This is a genomic window from Antarctobacter sp. (assembly GCF_965277915.1).
In the GTDB taxonomy this organism is placed as follows: Bacteria; Pseudomonadota; Alphaproteobacteria; order Rhodobacterales; family Rhodobacteraceae; genus Antarctobacter.
Map to the genome: position 1 here is coordinate 734,320 of NZ_OZ255849.1, position 16,851 is coordinate 751,170.

Annotated in this window: 15 protein-coding genes; 12 read left to right on the forward strand and 3 right to left on the reverse strand. The window is 63.8% G+C overall.

From position 1 onward, the window contains the following. Positions 1 to 29: 29 nt before the first annotated feature. Positions 30 to 1,049, reverse strand: coding sequence for a LacI family DNA-binding transcriptional regulator (locus tag ACQY5B_RS04500; RefSeq protein ID WP_420326201.1), 1,020 nt, complete (start codon positions 1,047 to 1,049; stop codon positions 30 to 32). Positions 1,050 to 1,189: 140 nt separating this feature from the next. On the opposite strand from ACQY5B_RS04500, the gene ACQY5B_RS04505 reads away from it, so the two are divergent. The 8 genes from ACQY5B_RS04505 (at position 1,190) to ACQY5B_RS04540 (ending at position 9,012) form a co-directional block, all read left to right on the forward strand. Then, positions 1,190 to 2,167, forward strand: coding sequence for a Bug family tripartite tricarboxylate transporter substrate binding protein (locus tag ACQY5B_RS04505; RefSeq protein WP_305972414.1), 978 nt, complete (start codon positions 1,190 to 1,192; stop codon positions 2,165 to 2,167). Between the two features lie 16 nt (positions 2,168 to 2,183). Continuing rightward, on the forward strand, positions 2,184 to 2,642 hold the full coding sequence (locus ACQY5B_RS04510) for a tripartite tricarboxylate transporter TctB family protein (protein WP_420326199.1): 459 nt from the start codon (positions 2,184 to 2,186) through the stop codon (positions 2,640 to 2,642). Between the two features lie 12 nt (positions 2,643 to 2,654). After that, positions 2,655 to 4,169, forward strand: coding sequence for a tripartite tricarboxylate transporter permease (locus tag ACQY5B_RS04515; protein WP_420326198.1), 1,515 nt, complete (start codon positions 2,655 to 2,657; stop codon positions 4,167 to 4,169). Between the two features lie 4 nt (positions 4,170 to 4,173). Further along, positions 4,174 to 4,950 (forward strand): HpcH/HpaI aldolase family protein, encoded by a 777-nt coding sequence (locus tag ACQY5B_RS04520; RefSeq protein ID WP_420326197.1) that lies wholly within the window; start codon positions 4,174 to 4,176, stop codon positions 4,948 to 4,950. 37 nt (positions 4,951 to 4,987) lie between these two features. Then, complete coding sequence (locus ACQY5B_RS04525) at positions 4,988 to 5,812, forward strand: carbohydrate kinase family protein (protein ID WP_420326196.1); 825 nt, start codon at positions 4,988 to 4,990, stop codon at positions 5,810 to 5,812. Between the two features lie 628 nt (positions 5,813 to 6,440). Then, positions 6,441 to 7,475 (forward strand): ABC transporter substrate-binding protein, encoded by a 1,035-nt coding sequence (locus ACQY5B_RS04530; protein WP_305972409.1) that lies wholly within the window; start codon positions 6,441 to 6,443, stop codon positions 7,473 to 7,475. 53 nt (positions 7,476 to 7,528) lie between these two features. Continuing rightward, positions 7,529 to 8,257, forward strand: coding sequence for an ABC transporter permease (locus tag ACQY5B_RS04535; RefSeq protein ID WP_305972408.1), 729 nt, complete (start codon positions 7,529 to 7,531; stop codon positions 8,255 to 8,257). Further along, a complete protein-coding gene (locus ACQY5B_RS04540; RefSeq protein WP_420326195.1) occupies positions 8,257 to 9,012 on the forward strand; it encodes an ABC transporter ATP-binding protein in 756 nt (251 codons plus the stop codon). Before ACQY5B_RS04535 ends, ACQY5B_RS04540 begins: the two co-directional genes overlap by 1 nt. A gap of 284 nt (positions 9,013 to 9,296) precedes the next feature. Here the strand turns inward: ACQY5B_RS04540 and ACQY5B_RS04545 are convergent, their stop codons facing one another. Together ACQY5B_RS04545 and ACQY5B_RS04550 are read right to left on the reverse strand one after the other, a co-directional pair. Continuing rightward, a complete protein-coding gene (locus ACQY5B_RS04545) occupies positions 9,297 to 10,301 on the reverse strand; it encodes a transketolase family protein (protein WP_420326194.1) in 1,005 nt (334 codons plus the stop codon). A gap of 12 nt (positions 10,302 to 10,313) precedes the next feature. Next, entirely contained in the window at positions 10,314 to 11,240 is a 927-nt protein-coding gene (locus ACQY5B_RS04550) for a transketolase (protein WP_305972405.1), read from the reverse strand. Positions 11,241 to 11,330: 90 nt separating this feature from the next. On the opposite strand from ACQY5B_RS04550, the gene ACQY5B_RS04555 reads away from it, so the two are divergent. From ACQY5B_RS04555 to ACQY5B_RS04570, 4 genes are read left to right on the forward strand one after another with little or no spacing between them, the layout of a single operon-like run. Beyond that, positions 11,331 to 13,604: a molybdopterin-dependent oxidoreductase gene (locus tag ACQY5B_RS04555; RefSeq protein ID WP_420326193.1), complete on the forward strand. Its 2,274-nt coding sequence runs from the start codon at positions 11,331 to 11,333 to the stop codon at positions 13,602 to 13,604. 11 nt (positions 13,605 to 13,615) lie between these two features. Continuing rightward, the gene (locus tag ACQY5B_RS04560) at positions 13,616 to 15,127 is read left to right on the forward strand and encodes an FGGY-family carbohydrate kinase (protein WP_420326192.1); all 1,512 of its coding nucleotides are present in this window, start codon (positions 13,616 to 13,618) and stop codon (positions 15,125 to 15,127) included. Continuing rightward, positions 15,124 to 16,185: a zinc-binding dehydrogenase gene (locus ACQY5B_RS04565; protein WP_306043433.1), complete on the forward strand. Its 1,062-nt coding sequence runs from the start codon at positions 15,124 to 15,126 to the stop codon at positions 16,183 to 16,185. Before ACQY5B_RS04560 ends, ACQY5B_RS04565 begins: the two co-directional genes overlap by 4 nt. Further along, positions 16,185 to 16,850: a class II aldolase/adducin family protein gene (locus tag ACQY5B_RS04570; protein WP_420326191.1), complete on the forward strand. Its 666-nt coding sequence runs from the start codon at positions 16,185 to 16,187 to the stop codon at positions 16,848 to 16,850. The genes ACQY5B_RS04565 and ACQY5B_RS04570 overlap by 1 nt, the downstream gene beginning before the upstream one ends. The last annotated feature ends 1 nt before the right edge of the window (position 16,851 follow it).

Sequence of the window (16,851 nt, forward strand, 5' to 3'; positions counted from 1 at the left end):
TCAGGCCACCGCCCCCGCAGCACGACTGGTCATTCCAACACCGCAGGGCCAACCGTTCCACGGTGGATCAGCTTCGGAGTGAAAACCACCTCTGCGGTCAATGCGTCTGCGGAAATGATCTGGCGGGCCGCACCGCAACCGATACCGCTCTTGTCAACCTGGATGGTTGTAAGTCCCGGAGAGGTAAAGCTGGCTTCTTCCATGTCGTCGCAACCGATGATGGCGATGTCACGGCCGGGCATCATTCCGGCGTCATGGCAGGCCGCGATGACGCCGAAGGCGATCAGATCGCTGAAGCAGACAAACCCGGTAGGTGGATCCGGGCCTTCGATGGCTGCGCGCGCGGCCTCGAATCCGAAACGGCGAGTCGTGGGGCCGTGCACGAGGCGGGGCGGTGGCGCCTCGCCATGGGCGGCGATCGCATTCAGGCACCCCTTGAGACGATTCCTCGCCGTCGAGGATTCGTGCCCGCCCCCGAGCCAGCACAGGCGCCTGTGACCGGCCTTCAGCAGGCATTCCGCCGCCATGCGTCCCGCTATGAGATCGTCATTGACGAATTGCGGAACTGGCAGACCTGGCATGGCGCGGGAAAATATCACTGTCGGCGTCGTTGCGGAAAGCGCTCCCTCGGGAACCAGCATGTCCAGGTCCGCCGGTGTCGTGCCGCGAACGGGGCAGAGAATGACCCCGCCCACCCCTTGTTCCAGCGCGGTTTGCAGAAATGCGCGCTGCAGGTCCGGGTCCTCGCGGGCGACGCCGAGGAACACATGGCGACCATGTTTGGTCAACTCGTCCTGAATGTGTTTGAGAAATTCGTTGAACACCGGGTTGGAAAGATCGCTGAGCCCGACGGCAACCAGACTGCTTCTGGATTGCCTGAGATCGGCCGCGGCGCGGTTGTATATGTATCCAAGGCGTGCCGCGGTCGTGCGGATGCGTTCCGCGGTCTCCGGGGGGATCCGCGGATCGCGGCGCAATGCCAGCGAAACGGTGGAGACCGAGAGCCCCAGTTCGTCGGCAATGTCGCGCAGTCTGATCCGCCTTCTCATGCTTGCATAATATCCACCCGCGCTGCGGGTTTCCAACTTTATTCAATCGATTGACTAAGGGTCCGATGCTATGCTTCAAAGAGGTGCAGAACGACGTTCGGCTCCGCCGGCGCGTTGGCAAACCATCGGGAGGAGAAACCATGAAAACCGTGACAAAGGCCATAGCCGTGACCGCCCTGGTCGCCGGAGCAGGCACCGCAGTTCAGGCCCAGTCTTGTGACTGGCAGCCGGATCGGGCCGTTACATACATCGTTCCGTGGGGCGCCGGGGGCGGCACCGACGCCAATTCCCGCATGCTGGCGAGCATGCTGGAGCAGAAGTGGGATGTGCCTTTCAACGTGGTGAACCGTACCGGGGGCAACGGCGTGACCGGGCATTCCGCGATCGCGCGGGCTGATCCCGATGGCTACACCGTCGGCGCGGTCACGGTCGAGATCAATACGATGCATTGGGTCGGCCTGACGGACCTGACGATGGACGACATCACGCCCATCGCCCTGGTCGACATCGTCCCGGCCAGTGTCCTTGTCGGCAAGGACAGCCCCTTCGAGACGCTTGAGGGATTGCTGGATCATGCGCGTGAAAACCCAGGAGACCTGACCGGCTCGGGCACGTCGCTCGGCGGCATCTGGCACCTTGCCCTTGCCGGGATGCTGAACGCGGAAGGCATGGCGCCCGACGCGATCCGCTGGATTCCGTCGCAAGGGGCGGCGCCCGCGATGCAGGAACTGCTGGCCGGCGGCGTCGACGTGGCCACACCGGCGCTCTCCGAAGGCAAGTCGTTGGTCGAGGCGGGAGAGCTTCGCGCCCTCGCGTACATGCACGATTCCCCGATGGCCGCCTTGCCGGATGTCCCGCTGACCGCAAATGCGCTGGACAGCGGCTGGACGCTTGCCGCCTACATCACGATTTCCGGCCCGGGCGACATGCCCGAGGAAATCGCGTGCTCCTACGAAAAGGCGGTGGCCGAGATCGTCCAGACCGACGAATGGGCAGAATTCAAGGCCAGCCGCGGTGCAGAGGTCGTGTCGATGCCGTCGGCCGAACTCGTGGACTACATGAAGGCATCTGACGCCGCCCTGGGCGATACCATCAAAGCCGTCGGTCTGGCGAAGTGATCGCCCGGTTTCCCAGATGAACATCAACCGCGATGTGGTGACGGGGGCGGCGTTGATCGCCCTCGCCATTGCGATGGCCTGGAATGCACGGGGCTTTCCCCGGATCCCTGTCATGGCCTACGGGCCGGACCTGTTCCCGAACATAATCGCCACCGGGCTTGTTCTGTCCGGACTTGGCATATTGCTTGAAGCGCGCCGCGGAACTGCGCCGGAGCAGGAGGATACCCGACCGACCGCGTGGATTCCGTTCGTGACGCTGATCGGGATTGTCGCGGCTTTCACCATAATCCTGCCCTGGCTTGGATTTCACCTTTCCGCAGCCCTCGCTTTCGTTGTGGCCGCACGGCTCTTTGGGGGCAGCTGGCCCGTCACGATCGGGCTCGCCGTAGTGGCACCCTTTGCATTGCATTATGTCTTTTATTCGATCCTACGTGTGGCTTTGCCCTGGGGCGTCCTGACGCCCTTGGCCTGGTAAGAGGATCTGGCGATGGACCTGATGGCAATCCTGTCAGCGGTGGCCGATCCGCTGATCATCACAACAGTTCTGGCTTGCACCTTGTACGGCGCGCTGGTCGGCGCGATGCCGGGCCTGACGGCCACGATGGCTGTCGCCCTGCTGGTGCCATTCACCTATTTCATGGATCCCGTGCAGGCCGTGGCGGCGATCGTCGCCACGACGACCACGGCAATCTTCGCCGGTGACATTTCGGGCGCGCTCCTGAAGATGCCCGGCACACCCGCTTCGGCGGCCTATGTCGAGGACAGTTATGCCCTCGCGCAAAACGGACAGCCCCGCACGACGCTGTTCGTCTCGCTCTTTGCCTCCGTGGTCGGCGGCGTGATCGGTGTTCTGATGCTGTCCTTGGCATCGCCGCAACTGGCGCGCCTTGCGACCAGTTTTTCCAGTGACGAGGCCTTCTGGCTTGCGACATTGGGGCTGAGCTGCGCGGTTTTCGTCGGCGGGTCTTCCGTGCCCCGAAATTTTGCCAGCCTGTTCATCGGTCTGGCCGTCGCAACCGTCGGGATCGACGTGGCAGTCGGACACCCCCGCTATACCTTTGGTCTGGACGAGCTTTACGATGGCATCAGTTTCATCCCGGCGATGATCGGCCTGTTCGCCTTGTCGGAACTGTTGCGCAACGCGGCGACGGGTACGGAGACCCGTCTTGGCAGGCTCACCGTCGAGCCCATTGCCCAAGCCCTGCGGAATGCGGCAGCAGAAATCCGACGGCGGTGGGCGAGCGTCTTGCGCTCGGGGACCGGTGGCACCGTAATCGGTGCTCTGCCCGGCGCCGGTGCGGACGTTGCCGCCTGGATCTCCTACGCGCTGTCGCGGCGTTTCTCGCGCACACCGGAGAAATTCGGCAAGGGACATCTGGAAGGGATCGTTGACGGGGGCGCGGCCAACAATGCGGCCGTCGCCGGGGCATGGACGCCTGCACTTGTCTTCGGCATCCCCGGCGACAGCGTAACGGCAATCGCCATCGGTGTGTTGCTGATGAAGGGGCTGACGCCGGGCCCCGATATTTTCACCAGCGACGCAACGCTGGTCTACACGCTGTTCGGCGCTTTCCTGTTGGCAAACGTCCTGATGGTGATAACCGGCGGCCTGGCCATCGCCATGGCGACCCAGCTCCTGCGCGTGCCGCGTTCGGTCCTGATGCCGCTGGTCCTGATGCTGTCGATGATCGGTGGCTACGCGATCATGGGCAGCACCATGGCGATCTGGATCATCCTTGTGCTGGGGGTTGTCGGCTATGCCATGGCGCGGGCCGGAATACCCTTGGCACCTGCGATCCTGGGCATCGTGCTCGGCCAAGTGGTGGAAGACAATTTCATGGTGTCGATGATGAAGGCACAGGGCGACATTACCCAGTTTTTCGAACGGGACGCTGCGGCGGTCCTCGGAGTGATCACGCTGGTGGTCTGGGGCGTGCTTCTGGTGCGCGCCGTATTTGACATGTTCGGCCCGAGAAGGGCAAGAGGCAGGAAGGAAACCTAAACCCATGACAGGACAGAATACTCTCAAGAAGCGGCTGAAGTCGGGTGAAATCGTGGCCGCCGCCTGGCTGGAACTCGGGTCGCCCGACGTGGCGGAATTGCTGGTTCATGCCGGCTGGGACGTTCTGGTGATCGATTGTGAACATGGCATTGCGGGGCTGGAAGAGGGGCTCGGCCTGATCCGTGCGGTCGAGGCCGCCGGGGGACAGGCCGTTGTGCGCGTTCCCGACCCGTCCGAGGCGACGCTGAAGCGCGCGCTGGATCGCGGTGCACGGTCCATCATGGTGCCGATGGTCCATTCCGCCGCGATGGCACGCGACATTGCGCAGGCCTGTCTTTACCCGCCACGGGGGCGGCGCGGGTATGCCGCACCCATCGTGCGGGCAACCGGGTTCGGCGATGTGACCGACTATGCCAGGTCCGTCGCGCATGACGAATTGCTTCTCATGGTCCAGATCGAACATGTCGATGCCGTGAAAGATGTCGCCGCGATTGCCGAGATCGATGGGATCGACATGGCGTTTGTCGGTCCGAACGACCTAGCCGCGTCGATGGGTCATTTGGAGGATCTGACCCATCGCGACGTGCGCACGACGATTGGCAAGGTCGAATCCAGCGCAAACGGCGCCGGCCTGATGCTTGGCACGATCGAGGGGGCCGGACGGGACTATGCGGCGCTGCGTGATGCGGGCTATCGTTTCATCGTCGGGCCCAACGACATTTCCATGTTGGGCCATGCGGCAAGGGCCGCGCGCAACACATGCACTGAAAATCTCGCCTGAAGGGGCGCCGATCGTGACACGGGTCGTCTGTGGCGGATTGGTCGCGCTGGACCTTGTGCTGGACGTGGCCGCCCACCCGACCGTCGGGGAAAAGCACAGGGCGCCAGCCTCCCGCCTATCCGTGGGAGGCGGCGCCTGCAATGCGGCGGCGGCAATCGCGCGGCTGGGTGGGCATGCCCTGCTGGTCGGCACTGTTGGCGACGACGCCTTCGGTGAGATCCTTCGCGCGCGCATCAGGGACATCGGGATCGACGACAGCCTGCTGCGTACGTCCACCAAGACCAGGACATCGCATTCCGCTATCACCATCACGCCGGATGGCGAGCGCACGATCGTCAATTTTCGCGTTGATGCGGAAATGGACAGCGCGGCCCTCCTGCCGGATCACCTTGCCTTCGAGGCTGCCCTTGCAGACACGCGATTTCCCATCATGGCCGAGGCGCTGATGGGGGCGGCCAGGCGAAGGCAGGTTCCGGGTGTGATGGACGCGGAAGCGCCCGTTGCACCTGCCTTGAAGGCGTTGCGCGCGGCGAGCCACGTCGCGTTCTCTTCGCAAGGGCTGCAGGACTTTTGCGGAGGGGCGGACGGTCAGGCGCTCGAGGAGGCGTCGGCGCGCCTCGGCAGGTGGGTCGGCGTCACGCGGGGGCCCGACCCGGTATCGTGTCACGACGGGACGTCGATGATCGACGTGCCGGTGCCGGACGTCACCCCGATCGACACCCTTGGCGCAGGAGACACCTGGCACGCGGCCTTTGCGCTCGCACTGGCCGAAGGGGCCACGGAAACCGAAGCGATCCAGAGCGCGAACGAAACCGCCGCCCAAAAGGTGTGCCGTTTACCGCCGTGGGACGAACCGACATGACGCGCCCGAAGACATGGCCATAACCTTCGATGCGCTTGTCCGGGGGCAGGGCTGACTTCGCTCTCGCGGCATCCCGCACCGTGGCATCGTGTCTGCGCCTAGGCTGCTCTGCTCCCCGACATTGGGCCCCATAGCTGGATTGACCGTGCGTCTACCTGACTGCCTTGGAGGCGGGATCGGAGACAAAGGCGGTCATCGGCAAGCGGTGACCTTCTAGGCCCCCAAGGCCCTCATCTATTGGCAGAGCAATGATACGGACCAACCCGATCAGCAGGTTCGACGAGTGGCTCAGATTAAGCCGGATCCTGTCCAAGAGATGGGGGGGCGCCGAGTCCTGAGCCTGTGTTCCGTGGAGCGCCTTGGTCGGTCGTGATGCCAGATGTGTTCGCCCTTGGGACGCCGTGCGTGGCCAAGGGAGCAGCATCACATTGCTGCGGGCCCAAGTCTCACTGAAATTTCCGCCTCCCGCTCGGTGAGTTGCGAGTGTCAACGAGCACGGGGTTGCCCTCGCGCGCTCCATGAGATTTGTCATTTGAAAAAAAAATTGACAAAAGTAAAGTTGAGCGAGATAGTAGAGTGATCGATGCCTGAGCATCAGGTTCCGCGATCTGCCACGAGGGAGGACAAGATGGCAAATTCGAGAACGAGCTACGTGTCGCGCCGTGCGTTCCTGAAGGGAGGCGCCGCTGTCGGGACAGCACTGGCAGCGCCGACGTTCTTCGTCGGAAAGGCCCATGCCGCAACCGAAAAGCTGAGCGTCGGCATCATCCCGGCATATTCCTTTGGCATCTATTGGCTGGTGCAGGACCAGGGATTTGCGCCTGGCGTCGAAATGGACTTCAGCGTCTTTCCCTCGGGTCCGCCCGCGATCGAGGCCATGGTCGGAGGATCCGTCGATGCCATCACGGTCGGCTCGGTCCCGCCGCTGGCCGCCATGGCGCGCAAGGTGGCCGCCTTCCGCGAGATCTCTGTTTGCGGGGACGCTTCGGGCCTGTTCACCATCGTGGGCAGACCGGGGCTGGAAGGCCTGTCCGACCTCGAGGGCAAGCGTATTGCCGTAACATCCGGGTCGAACTTCGATTTCTTCCTTGGTGTGGCGCTGGAACAGGCCGGATTGGCCGAAATGCCGCTGACGCGCATCAACATGGAACCCATCGACGCGCAGGCGGCACTGATCGCCGGAGCGGTGGACGCCACCGTGCCGCTGGCCACCTCGCGCCAGTTGATCTTTGAAAAACTGCCTGGCGCCAGCATGTTGGCCGAAGGCGCTGCCATGCCGATCGACAAGCGCCCGTCGATCATGGATGTCTTCATGACCACGCAACCGGTGCTGGATGCCAAGCAGGACGCCTTGACCGAAGTCGTGCGGGCCTTCCACGATCAAGGGGTCGGGATGCTGCGAGAGGACAATGCCGAGGTCGTCCAGCGGATGATCAAATGGCAAAGCGGCATTGGCCGGGCGGGCGTCACGACCGCCGAGGTGGAGCCGTTGCTGAACGGGTATTTCTACTTCGACACAGACGAGATCAAATCGGTCTATGCGGATGGCATTCTTGAGAATGCGCTGCGCGTCCAGTCCGAGTTCCTGGTCGAAAACGACCGGATCCGCAACATGCCTGATCTGGATGCGCTGGTGTCCGATAAGATCATTGCACGGCTCTGAAACCCATGACTGTAATGAATGCCCTTCGTTCAAGGCGCCTCTGGTTGGGCGCCTTGTCTATCGCGCTGGTTTTCGCGTTCTATATCTGGATCACGAACCGGCCCGACAACAACCCCGCGCTGCTGCCGCCGATTTCGGATATCGTGGCGTCCTTTTTCACCAACCTGGAAAGTGGCAATCTGCTGACTGCCCTGGGGGCCAGCCTGTTCCGGATCGCGATGGGCTTTTTCATCGGGACCACCCTTGCGCTGGTCATCGGCTGCCTTATCGGCTGGTACAAGGTCGTGGAATACCTGCTGGATCCGCTGATCGAGGCGCTGCGCCCGATCCCGCCGCTGGCCTATATCCCGATCATCATCATCTGGTTCGGGATCGGCGAATTCAGCCGCGTGCTGATCATCACCATCGCCTGTTTCATGGTCTGCGTGGTCAACGTGATCGCGGGCATGAAGAACGTCCCGCAAGTCTATGTGGATGCGGCGTCGACCATGGGCGCGTCCCGTTTCCAGGTATTCCGGACTGTCGCGGTTCCGGCAGCGACACCGTTCATCATCACCGGTTACCGCATCGCCCTGGCCGCCGCCTGGACCACGCTGGTCGCCTCTGAGCTTCTGGCGGCGCAGAACGGTCTTGGCTTTCTGTTGCAGGAAGGGCGGCGCTATTTCATGACCGACCAGGTGATGATGATCATCGTGATCATCGGCGGCTGCGCCTTCATCATGGATCGCATCTTTCGCAAGATTCAGTCTCATCTCATGCAATGGTCGGAGGCCCGGGAATAATGCCCGAGATCAGGATCGAAAATCTCAGTCACACTTTCGGCAAGGGCGGCGCCAACGCCCTGACCGTTCTGGACAACATCAACCTTCAGTTCGAATCCGGCTCGTTCAATTCGATCATCGGAACGTCGGGTTGCGGTAAGTCCACGCTGCTCAAGATGATGGCGGGCCTGTTCACCCCGTCGGACGGGCAGATGACATTGGACGGAAATGTGATCGAGGGCACCGACCGGCGCCGAGGCATGGTGTTCCAGCAGGACGCGGTCTTTCCCTGGATGACGGTGGCCCGCAATATCTCGTACGGGCCGCGTTTGCGTGGTGCGTCGAACAAGGAACAGGCCGAGGTCGAGGCGAAATGGACCGAGATGGTGGGGCTGAAGGGGTTCGAGGACCGCTGGCCGCGTGAATTGTCCGGCGGCATGCGCAAGCGGGTCGATATCGGACGGGTCTATGCCAACGATCCCGACGTGTTGTTGATGGATGAGCCCTTTGGCGCGCTGGACGCCCAGACCAAGGAGCGGATGCAGTCCGACCTTCTGACCACCTGGCAGAAGTCCCGGAAGACCGTCGTTTTCGTCACCCATGACATCGAAGAGGCGATCTTTCTGTCCGACAAGATCATCGTCCTGTCGTCGCGCCCGGGCCGGGTGCATCACATCGAAGAGGTCAGCCTGCCGCGTCCACGCAATGACGAGATGCGGCTGACCGAAGAATTCCTCGCCATCAAGCGCCGGCTCTGGGGCATGCTGGATCACTGAGGTTTCCTTTCCTCCCCGCCCGAAAGGGCACTTGTCACCGCGCCGATCCCCGGATCGGCGCGGTTTTTTTGGGGACGGCAAGGCGGCGAGATCCGGCGCGGCCCGAAGGTGGATCGGGCACCCATTTGCTGAGGACATTGGTCGAATTGAGCGACGCGGTCAGGGCAGGGTGCTCACGGCCGGGCGATCCCGGCGGGGCTGACAGGTCGATGGATTGTGGCGCCTTGCAAAGAAAAACGCCCCGGTTTCCCGGGGCGTTTCTGTGGTCGGAATGTCCGGCCCGGTTACAGGGCCTCGGCCTTGACCAGCGAATGTACGTCATCCACGCGGGCTTCGGCCAGGTCGTCCTCGGTTATGCCGAAGTTCTGGCCCATCAAGTCCTCGATCCCACCGACCAGCGCCAGCGCGTCCAGCCCGTAGTACCGCATCAGGTAGGCGCGCGAGCCGCCATGGGCATAGGTGTCCTTCAGCCCCAGCCGCACCAGCCGCTTGCCAACACCGGCATCGGCCATGGTCTCGGCCACCAGCGAGCCGACGCCGCCTTCGGTGACGTGGTTTTCCAGCGTGACAACGCCGTGTTTGACCGAGCCGATGTGATCCAGCAGTTGCTTGTGATCGAAAGGCTTGATCGTGTGCAGGTGGATGTGCCGGATCGACAGGCCGGCATTGGCCAGGGCCGAGCGGGCGCGCATCGCCTCTTCGGTGCTGATGCCCGAGGAAACGACCAGGATGTCACTCCCTTCCGACAGCACCCGCATCTCGCCCACCTTGATCGGCGTGTCGAAGAGGCGTGGCACCGATCCGCGCAGCACCCGGCACCAGACCGGTCCGTCGATGCTGTCGGCGGCTTCGCAGATGCTTTCGACCTCGGTGGCGTCGCCGGTTTCGAGGATCGTCATGTTGGGGATCGAGCGCATGACCGAGATATCCTCGATCGACTGGTGTGTCATGCCGCCGGGAGTGGTCACCCCGGGCAGAAAGCCCATCAGCCGGACCTTGCGACGGGGATAGGCGATCGACGCCATGAGCTGATCGTAGGGCCTACGGTACATGAAGACGCCGAAGGTGTGAATGAAAGGCCGGAACCCGGCAAGGCCGAGACCGCCGGCAAAGCTCAGCATGTTCTGTTCGGCCATGCCCAGCGACAGGAACTGATCCGGGTGCCGGTCGCGAAAACCGTCGATCTCGCACGAAGAGGTGAGATCGGCGGAGAGGCAGAGGATATCGGGCTTGCCGGCGGCGAATTTTTCGAAGGCCGAGGCGTAGGGGCGGGATACCATTTCAACCATGTGCGGGTCTCCTCAATGGGCGTAATCGACAGGATCGACGCCCAGATCGGCGGCAATCGAGGTGTTGAAGCGGGCGCGTTCGTCCTCGGACTTGAACCGGACATAGTGCAGCCGGGGGAACCGTTCCTCGAGGATCGGCATGGTTTGATAGGGCGAGGTGCGCGCGAGGATGATCAGCGGTTTGCCTTCATGCGGTTCGTTCACCGCGTCGCGCATGGCGCCCACGTCGTGGCCGTCGATCTCGACGCAGGCGGCGCCGAACTCGATGAATTTGCGGCGGATGTCGCCCACTTCCATCACGCTGTCCATCGCGCCATCGCATTGCTGGTCGTTGACGTCCATGATTGCGCAGAGGTTGTCGATGCCGTGGAACCGCGCCGCCTGGACCGCTTCCCAGGTCTGGCCTTCCTGAACCTCGCCGTCGGACATGAAGACCCAGGTCCGGCCCGGCTCGCCGCGCAGTTTTCTGCCATAGGCGAGGCCCGCACCGGTCGAGAGACCGATGCCAAGGGTTCCGTTGTGCACCTCCATGCCCGGCGAATGTTCTGCCCCGATCATCTCGACCGAGGAGCCATCCTTGTTGAACATTTCCAGCCCTTCGGGTGCCATGCGGCCGACCTCGATCAGCGTGGCATAGGCCACCAGCGCGTAATGCGCGGGCGCAATGAACAGCCGGTCGAACTCTGGCGCGGCAGGGCCGTTGTAGCCAGCGCCGGTATGGTAATCGGGGTTGGAGGGGGAGGGGACGCCGCCAAACGGCTTGGGGATCATCGGCAGGGTCGGTGCGCCCAGCTTCAGTTCCTCATTGTAGAGCCACGCCAGTTGCTCGGCGGCAGAACAGGCCTGGCTCAGGTATCCGCCGTTGTTCCGGATCGTATGTTCGAAAACGCGGCGCCGAATCCCCAGCGCGACGTCTTCGGTGGTTCTTTCGTTTTGCATGGCTTCCTCTCGATTGGATCTTTACAAAAGTCACTAAATCGATCATATGTAAAAGTCAAGCGCCGCGGCCTGCGCGGGAAGGGAGGGATGATGAAATACACCGCAGCACATTGGGGGGCATATCGGCTCGAGGGCGACACACTGCGCCCGGTCGAGGATGACCCGCATCCGTCGCGCATTGGCCGTGGTTGGCTGTCTGCAGCCCGGGACGAGAACAGTCGCATCCTTGCGCCGATGGTGCGCGAAGGCTGGCTTGACGGGGACGGCGGCGCCAACCGGGGGCGCGATGGCTATCGCGAGATGACCTGGGCGCAGGCCACCGCGTTGGTCGCGCGCGAGATCAGGTCCGTGCGCAAGGTGTACGGCAACCGGGCGATTTTTGGCGGTTCCTATGGCTGGGCCAGCGCCGGACGGTTTCATCATGCCCAAAGTCAGATGCGGCGGTTCCTGAACCTTGTGGGGGGCTGTGTGGCCAGCCACGAGACCTATTCCCATGCCGCTGCAGAGGTGCTGTTTCCTCATGTGCTTGGTCTCAGCAATCGCGGCATGTTCGACGCGATGACCAGTCTGAGCCTCGTCGGGGAGCATTGCGATGTGTTGCTGGCGCTTGGCGGGATTTCAGAAAGGACAGCGCAGATTTCCTCGTCCGGCGTGACCCGCCACGACATTGGCGCGCCGCTGCAGCGGATGCGGGACCGGGGCGGGCGGATCATCAATGTCTCGCCGCGCGGCACGGATCTGCCCGGAGCGGAGTGGCTGTCGATCCGGCCCGGCACCGATGCGGCCTTTCTGCTGGCGCTGTCCTACGAGGTGGTCAAGGCCGGGCGCGCGGATGAGGATTTCCTTTCCACCCGCACCAGCGGCTGGCCGGAATGGCGCGCTTACTTGATGGGCGAGACGGACGGCGAGGCGAAGAGCGCCGATTGGGCCGCGCCTCTCTGTGATATTGCTGCCGATGAAATTCGTGCGCTTGCATTGGTGCTGGCCGACAACCGCAGCATGGTGGCGCTGAACTGGGGCCTGCAACGGGCGGATCACGGGGAACAGGTGATCTGGGCCGCGCTGGGGCTGGCCTCGATCCTCGGTCAGATCGGCCAGCCCGGCACGGGGTTCGGGTTTGGCTATGGCTCGACCACGCCGGTGGGGCGCCCGATCCGCTGGATCGGCTGGCCCTCGGTGTCGCAGGGGCAGAACCCGGTGAAGGACGCCATTCCCGTGGCGCGGCTGGCCGACATGCTGCTGAAACCGGGGCAGCCCTATCGTTACGACGGAGAAACACGGGTCTATCCCGATATCCGTCTGGTCTATTGGTGCGGCGGTAATCCGTTCCACCACCATCAAGACCTCAACCGGTTGGAGCAGGCCTGGACCCGGCCCGAGACGGTAATCGTGCAGGATCACAGCTGGACCGCAACCGCGCGGCGGGCCGATATCGTGCTGCCGGCGACGACGCCGTTCGAACGCGAAGACATGATGATCAACCGGCGCGATCCGTCTCTGTTCTACATGTCCAAAATGCACGAGCCGATGGGGCAGGCGCTGGACGATCACGAGATTTTCCGCAGGCTGGCCCGGCATCTGGGTGTAGAAGACGCCTTTACCGAGGGGCGCGACACCGAAGACTGGCTGCGCCATCTCTGGGCGCGCGCGCAAGGCGTGGCGCAGGAAAACGGGTTCTCGCTGCCGGACTTTGAGACCTTCCGCGAGAAAGGGCGTTTTGACGTGCCGGATGCCTTCGAGGAAAAGGTGGCACTGCAGAAATTTGTGGCCGATCCCGTGGCCAACCCGCTGTCGACCGAAAGCGGGCGGATCACGCTCGGCAACCGGACGATTGCCGAATTCGGGCTGGAGGATTGTCCGGGGCATCCCTCGTGGCTGACACCCGTCGAAAGCCTGCTGCACGCGGCCGAGGATGAGCTGCACCTGATTTCGGGTCAGCCCGACACACGCCTGCACGCGCAGAACGACCGCGGCAGCGAGGCGCAGGCCGACAAGGTTCAGGGCCGGGAACCGGCCAGTCTGCACCCGGATACCGCCGCGCGCTTCGGGATGCAGGAGGGCGACGTGATCCGGATCTACAATGCGCGCGGGGCCTGTCTGGCCGGTCTGCGGCTGGACCCGTTGCTGCGCCCGGATTGTATCGCGCTGGCGACTGGTGCCTGGTTCGATCCGCAGGAAGTGGCGGGCGAGAGGCTTGAGGTGCATGGCAACCCCAATGTGCTGACCCTCGACAAGGGGTGTTCGGAACTGAGCCAGGGCAATTGTGCCCATACCGCGCTGGTGCGTGTCGCGAAATGGACGGCGCCATTGCCGCGCCTGAGCGTGGATCGCCCGCCCAGGATCACGCCGGTGCAACCGAAATGAAGGAGGCCGCTTTGACGAAACTCTGGCTTGGGCTGGATGTCGGCACCACTGCCGTGAAGGCCGCCGCCTACCGCCCCGATGGCACACAGGTCGCGCAGGCCGATGCGCCCAGCAAGGTGACACAGGTCCCCGGCGGCGGCAGCGAACAGGACATGGATCAGGTCTGGGAAACCGTGGGGGCGGTTTTGTCGGACCTCGTGGCACAATGCGACGGTGCAGAGTTCCAGTCGCTGGGCATTGCCGCGCAGGGCGACGGGCTGTGGTGCGTGACCGGGGAGGGCCGACCGGCGGGGCCGGCGATGCTGTGGAACGACACGCGCACCGCAGATGACCTTGCCGAACTCGAAGAGGCCGGCGCGACCGGTCTGATTGGACGCGGCTGTCATACCTCGCTCTGGTCCGGCACGTCGGGGATGCTCTGGCGCTGGGTCCGACAGAACCGTCCCGAGATGGCGGCGCAGACCGCGCATGTGATGACCTGCGTCGACTGGATCGGGCTGAACCTGACCGGGGCGCTGGCCACGGATTTCTCGGACGCGACGATCCCGTTTCTGGACATAGCCAGCCGCGCGTATGCGGCCGCGCAACTGGAGGCGCTGGATTGCGCCGAGCTGGCCGACAAGCTGATCGCGCCAAAAAGCGCCGACAGCGCGCTTGGGCAAGTGTCGGCAAGAGCGGCCAAGGCGACCGGCCTGCCCGAGGGGCTCCCGGTCTCGGTCGGCACGCTGGACCTATCGGCGATGATCGTCGGCATGGGGCTGCACCGAGCGGGTGAGACGATGATGATCATGGGCACTACCGCCGTGGTCAATATCCTGACCGATCGGATCACCCCGACGGAGGCGCCGGTTGGCGCAAGCTGCCTGCACCCGACCGCGCCCGTCACCATCCGCGTTCTCGCCCCCACAACCGGTGCAGCCGCCTTTGACTGGTTCGCGGCGCTGCACCCCAAAAGCCTTGGCGGTGCCTCTGCCGGAGAGGTGGCGCAGCGAATGAACACGCTCGTCGAACAGGTGCCGCCGGGGGCGGGGGGCGTGACCTTCCTGCCCTATCTCAACGGCGAACGTGCGCCTTTCGTGGCACCCAACTTGCGGGCGTCCTTTCACGGGCTGTCCTCGACCACGACCACCGGAGAGATGGGCCGGGCGGTCATGGAGGGCGCGGCATTGAGCCTGCGGCATTGTTTCGAGGAGGAAACCGGCCTGCCGACCGCCCCTGTTCAGCTGACAGGAGGCGGGTCGAAGAACCCGGTCTGGTGTCAGATCATTGCCGATGTGGTGGGCCAGCCGGTGCTGGTCAGCTCGGCGTCGGATCACGGGCTGTGGGGGGCGGCGGCACTGGGGGCCTCTGCCTCTGGCCTGGGCGGGGCCGTCGAACTGGCCCGGCGCGACGAGGCGCTACAGCGGTACGACCCGGAAAACCACGCCGCCTACACACCCGTCTACCGGCGCTATGCCGCCATTTCACGCCATCACCGCGCCTTGCAGGCCGAACTCAATTCCTTGCGGGAGACCAGACTATGACCAACATGATGACTGCCGCCGTGCAGTATGCGATCGACGACATCCGCATCGAGGATCGGCCCGTCCCCGAGATCGGCCCCGGCGAACTGCTGCTCAAGACGCTGGCATGCGGATTGTGCGGCGGCGAGACCATGGCCTGGTACAAGACCGAGCCCAAGGTGCTGGGGCATGAGCCGGTGGGTGAGGTTGTCGAGGTCGGCGCCGGGGTGACCGATTACAAGATCGGCGACCGTGTCTTTGTCAATCACCACGTCGGGCGGGTCAATTCGCACCTGTCGCGGCGCGGCCATTTCACCCGCGATCCGTTCTACAAGTCGATGAAACTCGATCCCGGCGGGGTCTGCGACTACTACCGGGTGACTGCACAGCATTTGGCGATGGATGCACACAAGCTGCCGGATTCGATTTCCACAGAGGCGGCGGTGACCATCGAGCCATGGTCCTGCGTGCTGTCGGGGTTGAAGGTCTGCAACATCCAGCCCGGCGATACCGTCGCCGTTGTGGGGGCGGGTTTCATGGGGCAGGGGTTTGTCCACCTCGCGCCGCTCTTTGGTGCGGGCAAGGTGGTGGCGCTGGACTTTTCCGACTGGCGGCTGGCCCGCGCGCGCGAATTCGGTGCGACCCACACCATCAACCCCAAGAACGAAGACGCGGTCGAGGCGATGCGCGCGCTCAACAATGGGCGACTGGCCGATACGGTGATCGTGATCGCGCCTTTTGCGCCCGCATGGGATCAGGCCCTGGCCCTGACCGAGGTGGGCGGCTGTCTGCATCTTGGCGCGCCGATGCCGCCGGGCGAAACCTGGGCGCGCGACGGCAATGCCGCCTATTTCGACCAGATCACCGTCACCTCGCGCTATTCTTCGGACCACACTGACACCTACAGCTATATCCGCCTGCTGGAGGCGGGGCGGATCAATGCAGAGGCGGCGATTTCCCATCGTTTCGACATCGCCGATACGCCCGAGGCGTTCCGGATGCTGGTGGAGGCGGAAAAGAGTCTCAAGATCGTTGTCTATCCACACGGCATCCCCGCCGCCAAGCAGGAGGCCGCGTGATGCTTGAAGCGCTGAAGGAAGAGGTCTGCGAACAGAACCATGAGTTGCCGCGCAACGGGTTGGTGGTGGGCTCCGGCGGCAATGTCTCGGGTCGGGACCCCGAGAGCGGGCTGGTGGTGATCAAGCCTTCGGGCGTCAAATTCGCCAAGTTGACCCCGGAAACGATGGTGGTGGTCGATCTTGACGGCAAGGTGGTCGAGGGAGAGATGAAGCCTTCGGTCGATACCGGCATCCACCTGTACATCTATCGCCACAGGTCGGATGTGAACGGCATGTGCCACACTCATTCCCCCTACGCGTCGAGCTTTGCGGCGCGGGGGGAGCGGATTCCGGCGGTGCTGACACCGATCACCCATATCCTGGGTCGTGACGTGCCTTGTTCGCGCTATGCGACGCCGGGCGAGGTTGATACGGGCGCGGCGATCCTCGAGGCGGCCGACGGTGGCATGGCCGCATTGGTCAAGGCGCACGGGGTCTTTACCATGGGCAAATCCGCGAGTGAGGCAACATCCGTGGCCATGTACCTTGAAGAGGCCGCGATGACCACGCATCTGGCCATGTTGCGCGGTCCGGTCGAGGAACTGCCGCAGGATGAGATCGACCGCTGCTATGCCTGGTTCCGGCAGAACTATGGTCAAGCGGGGGCAAAGAAGGTAAACGCTTGAG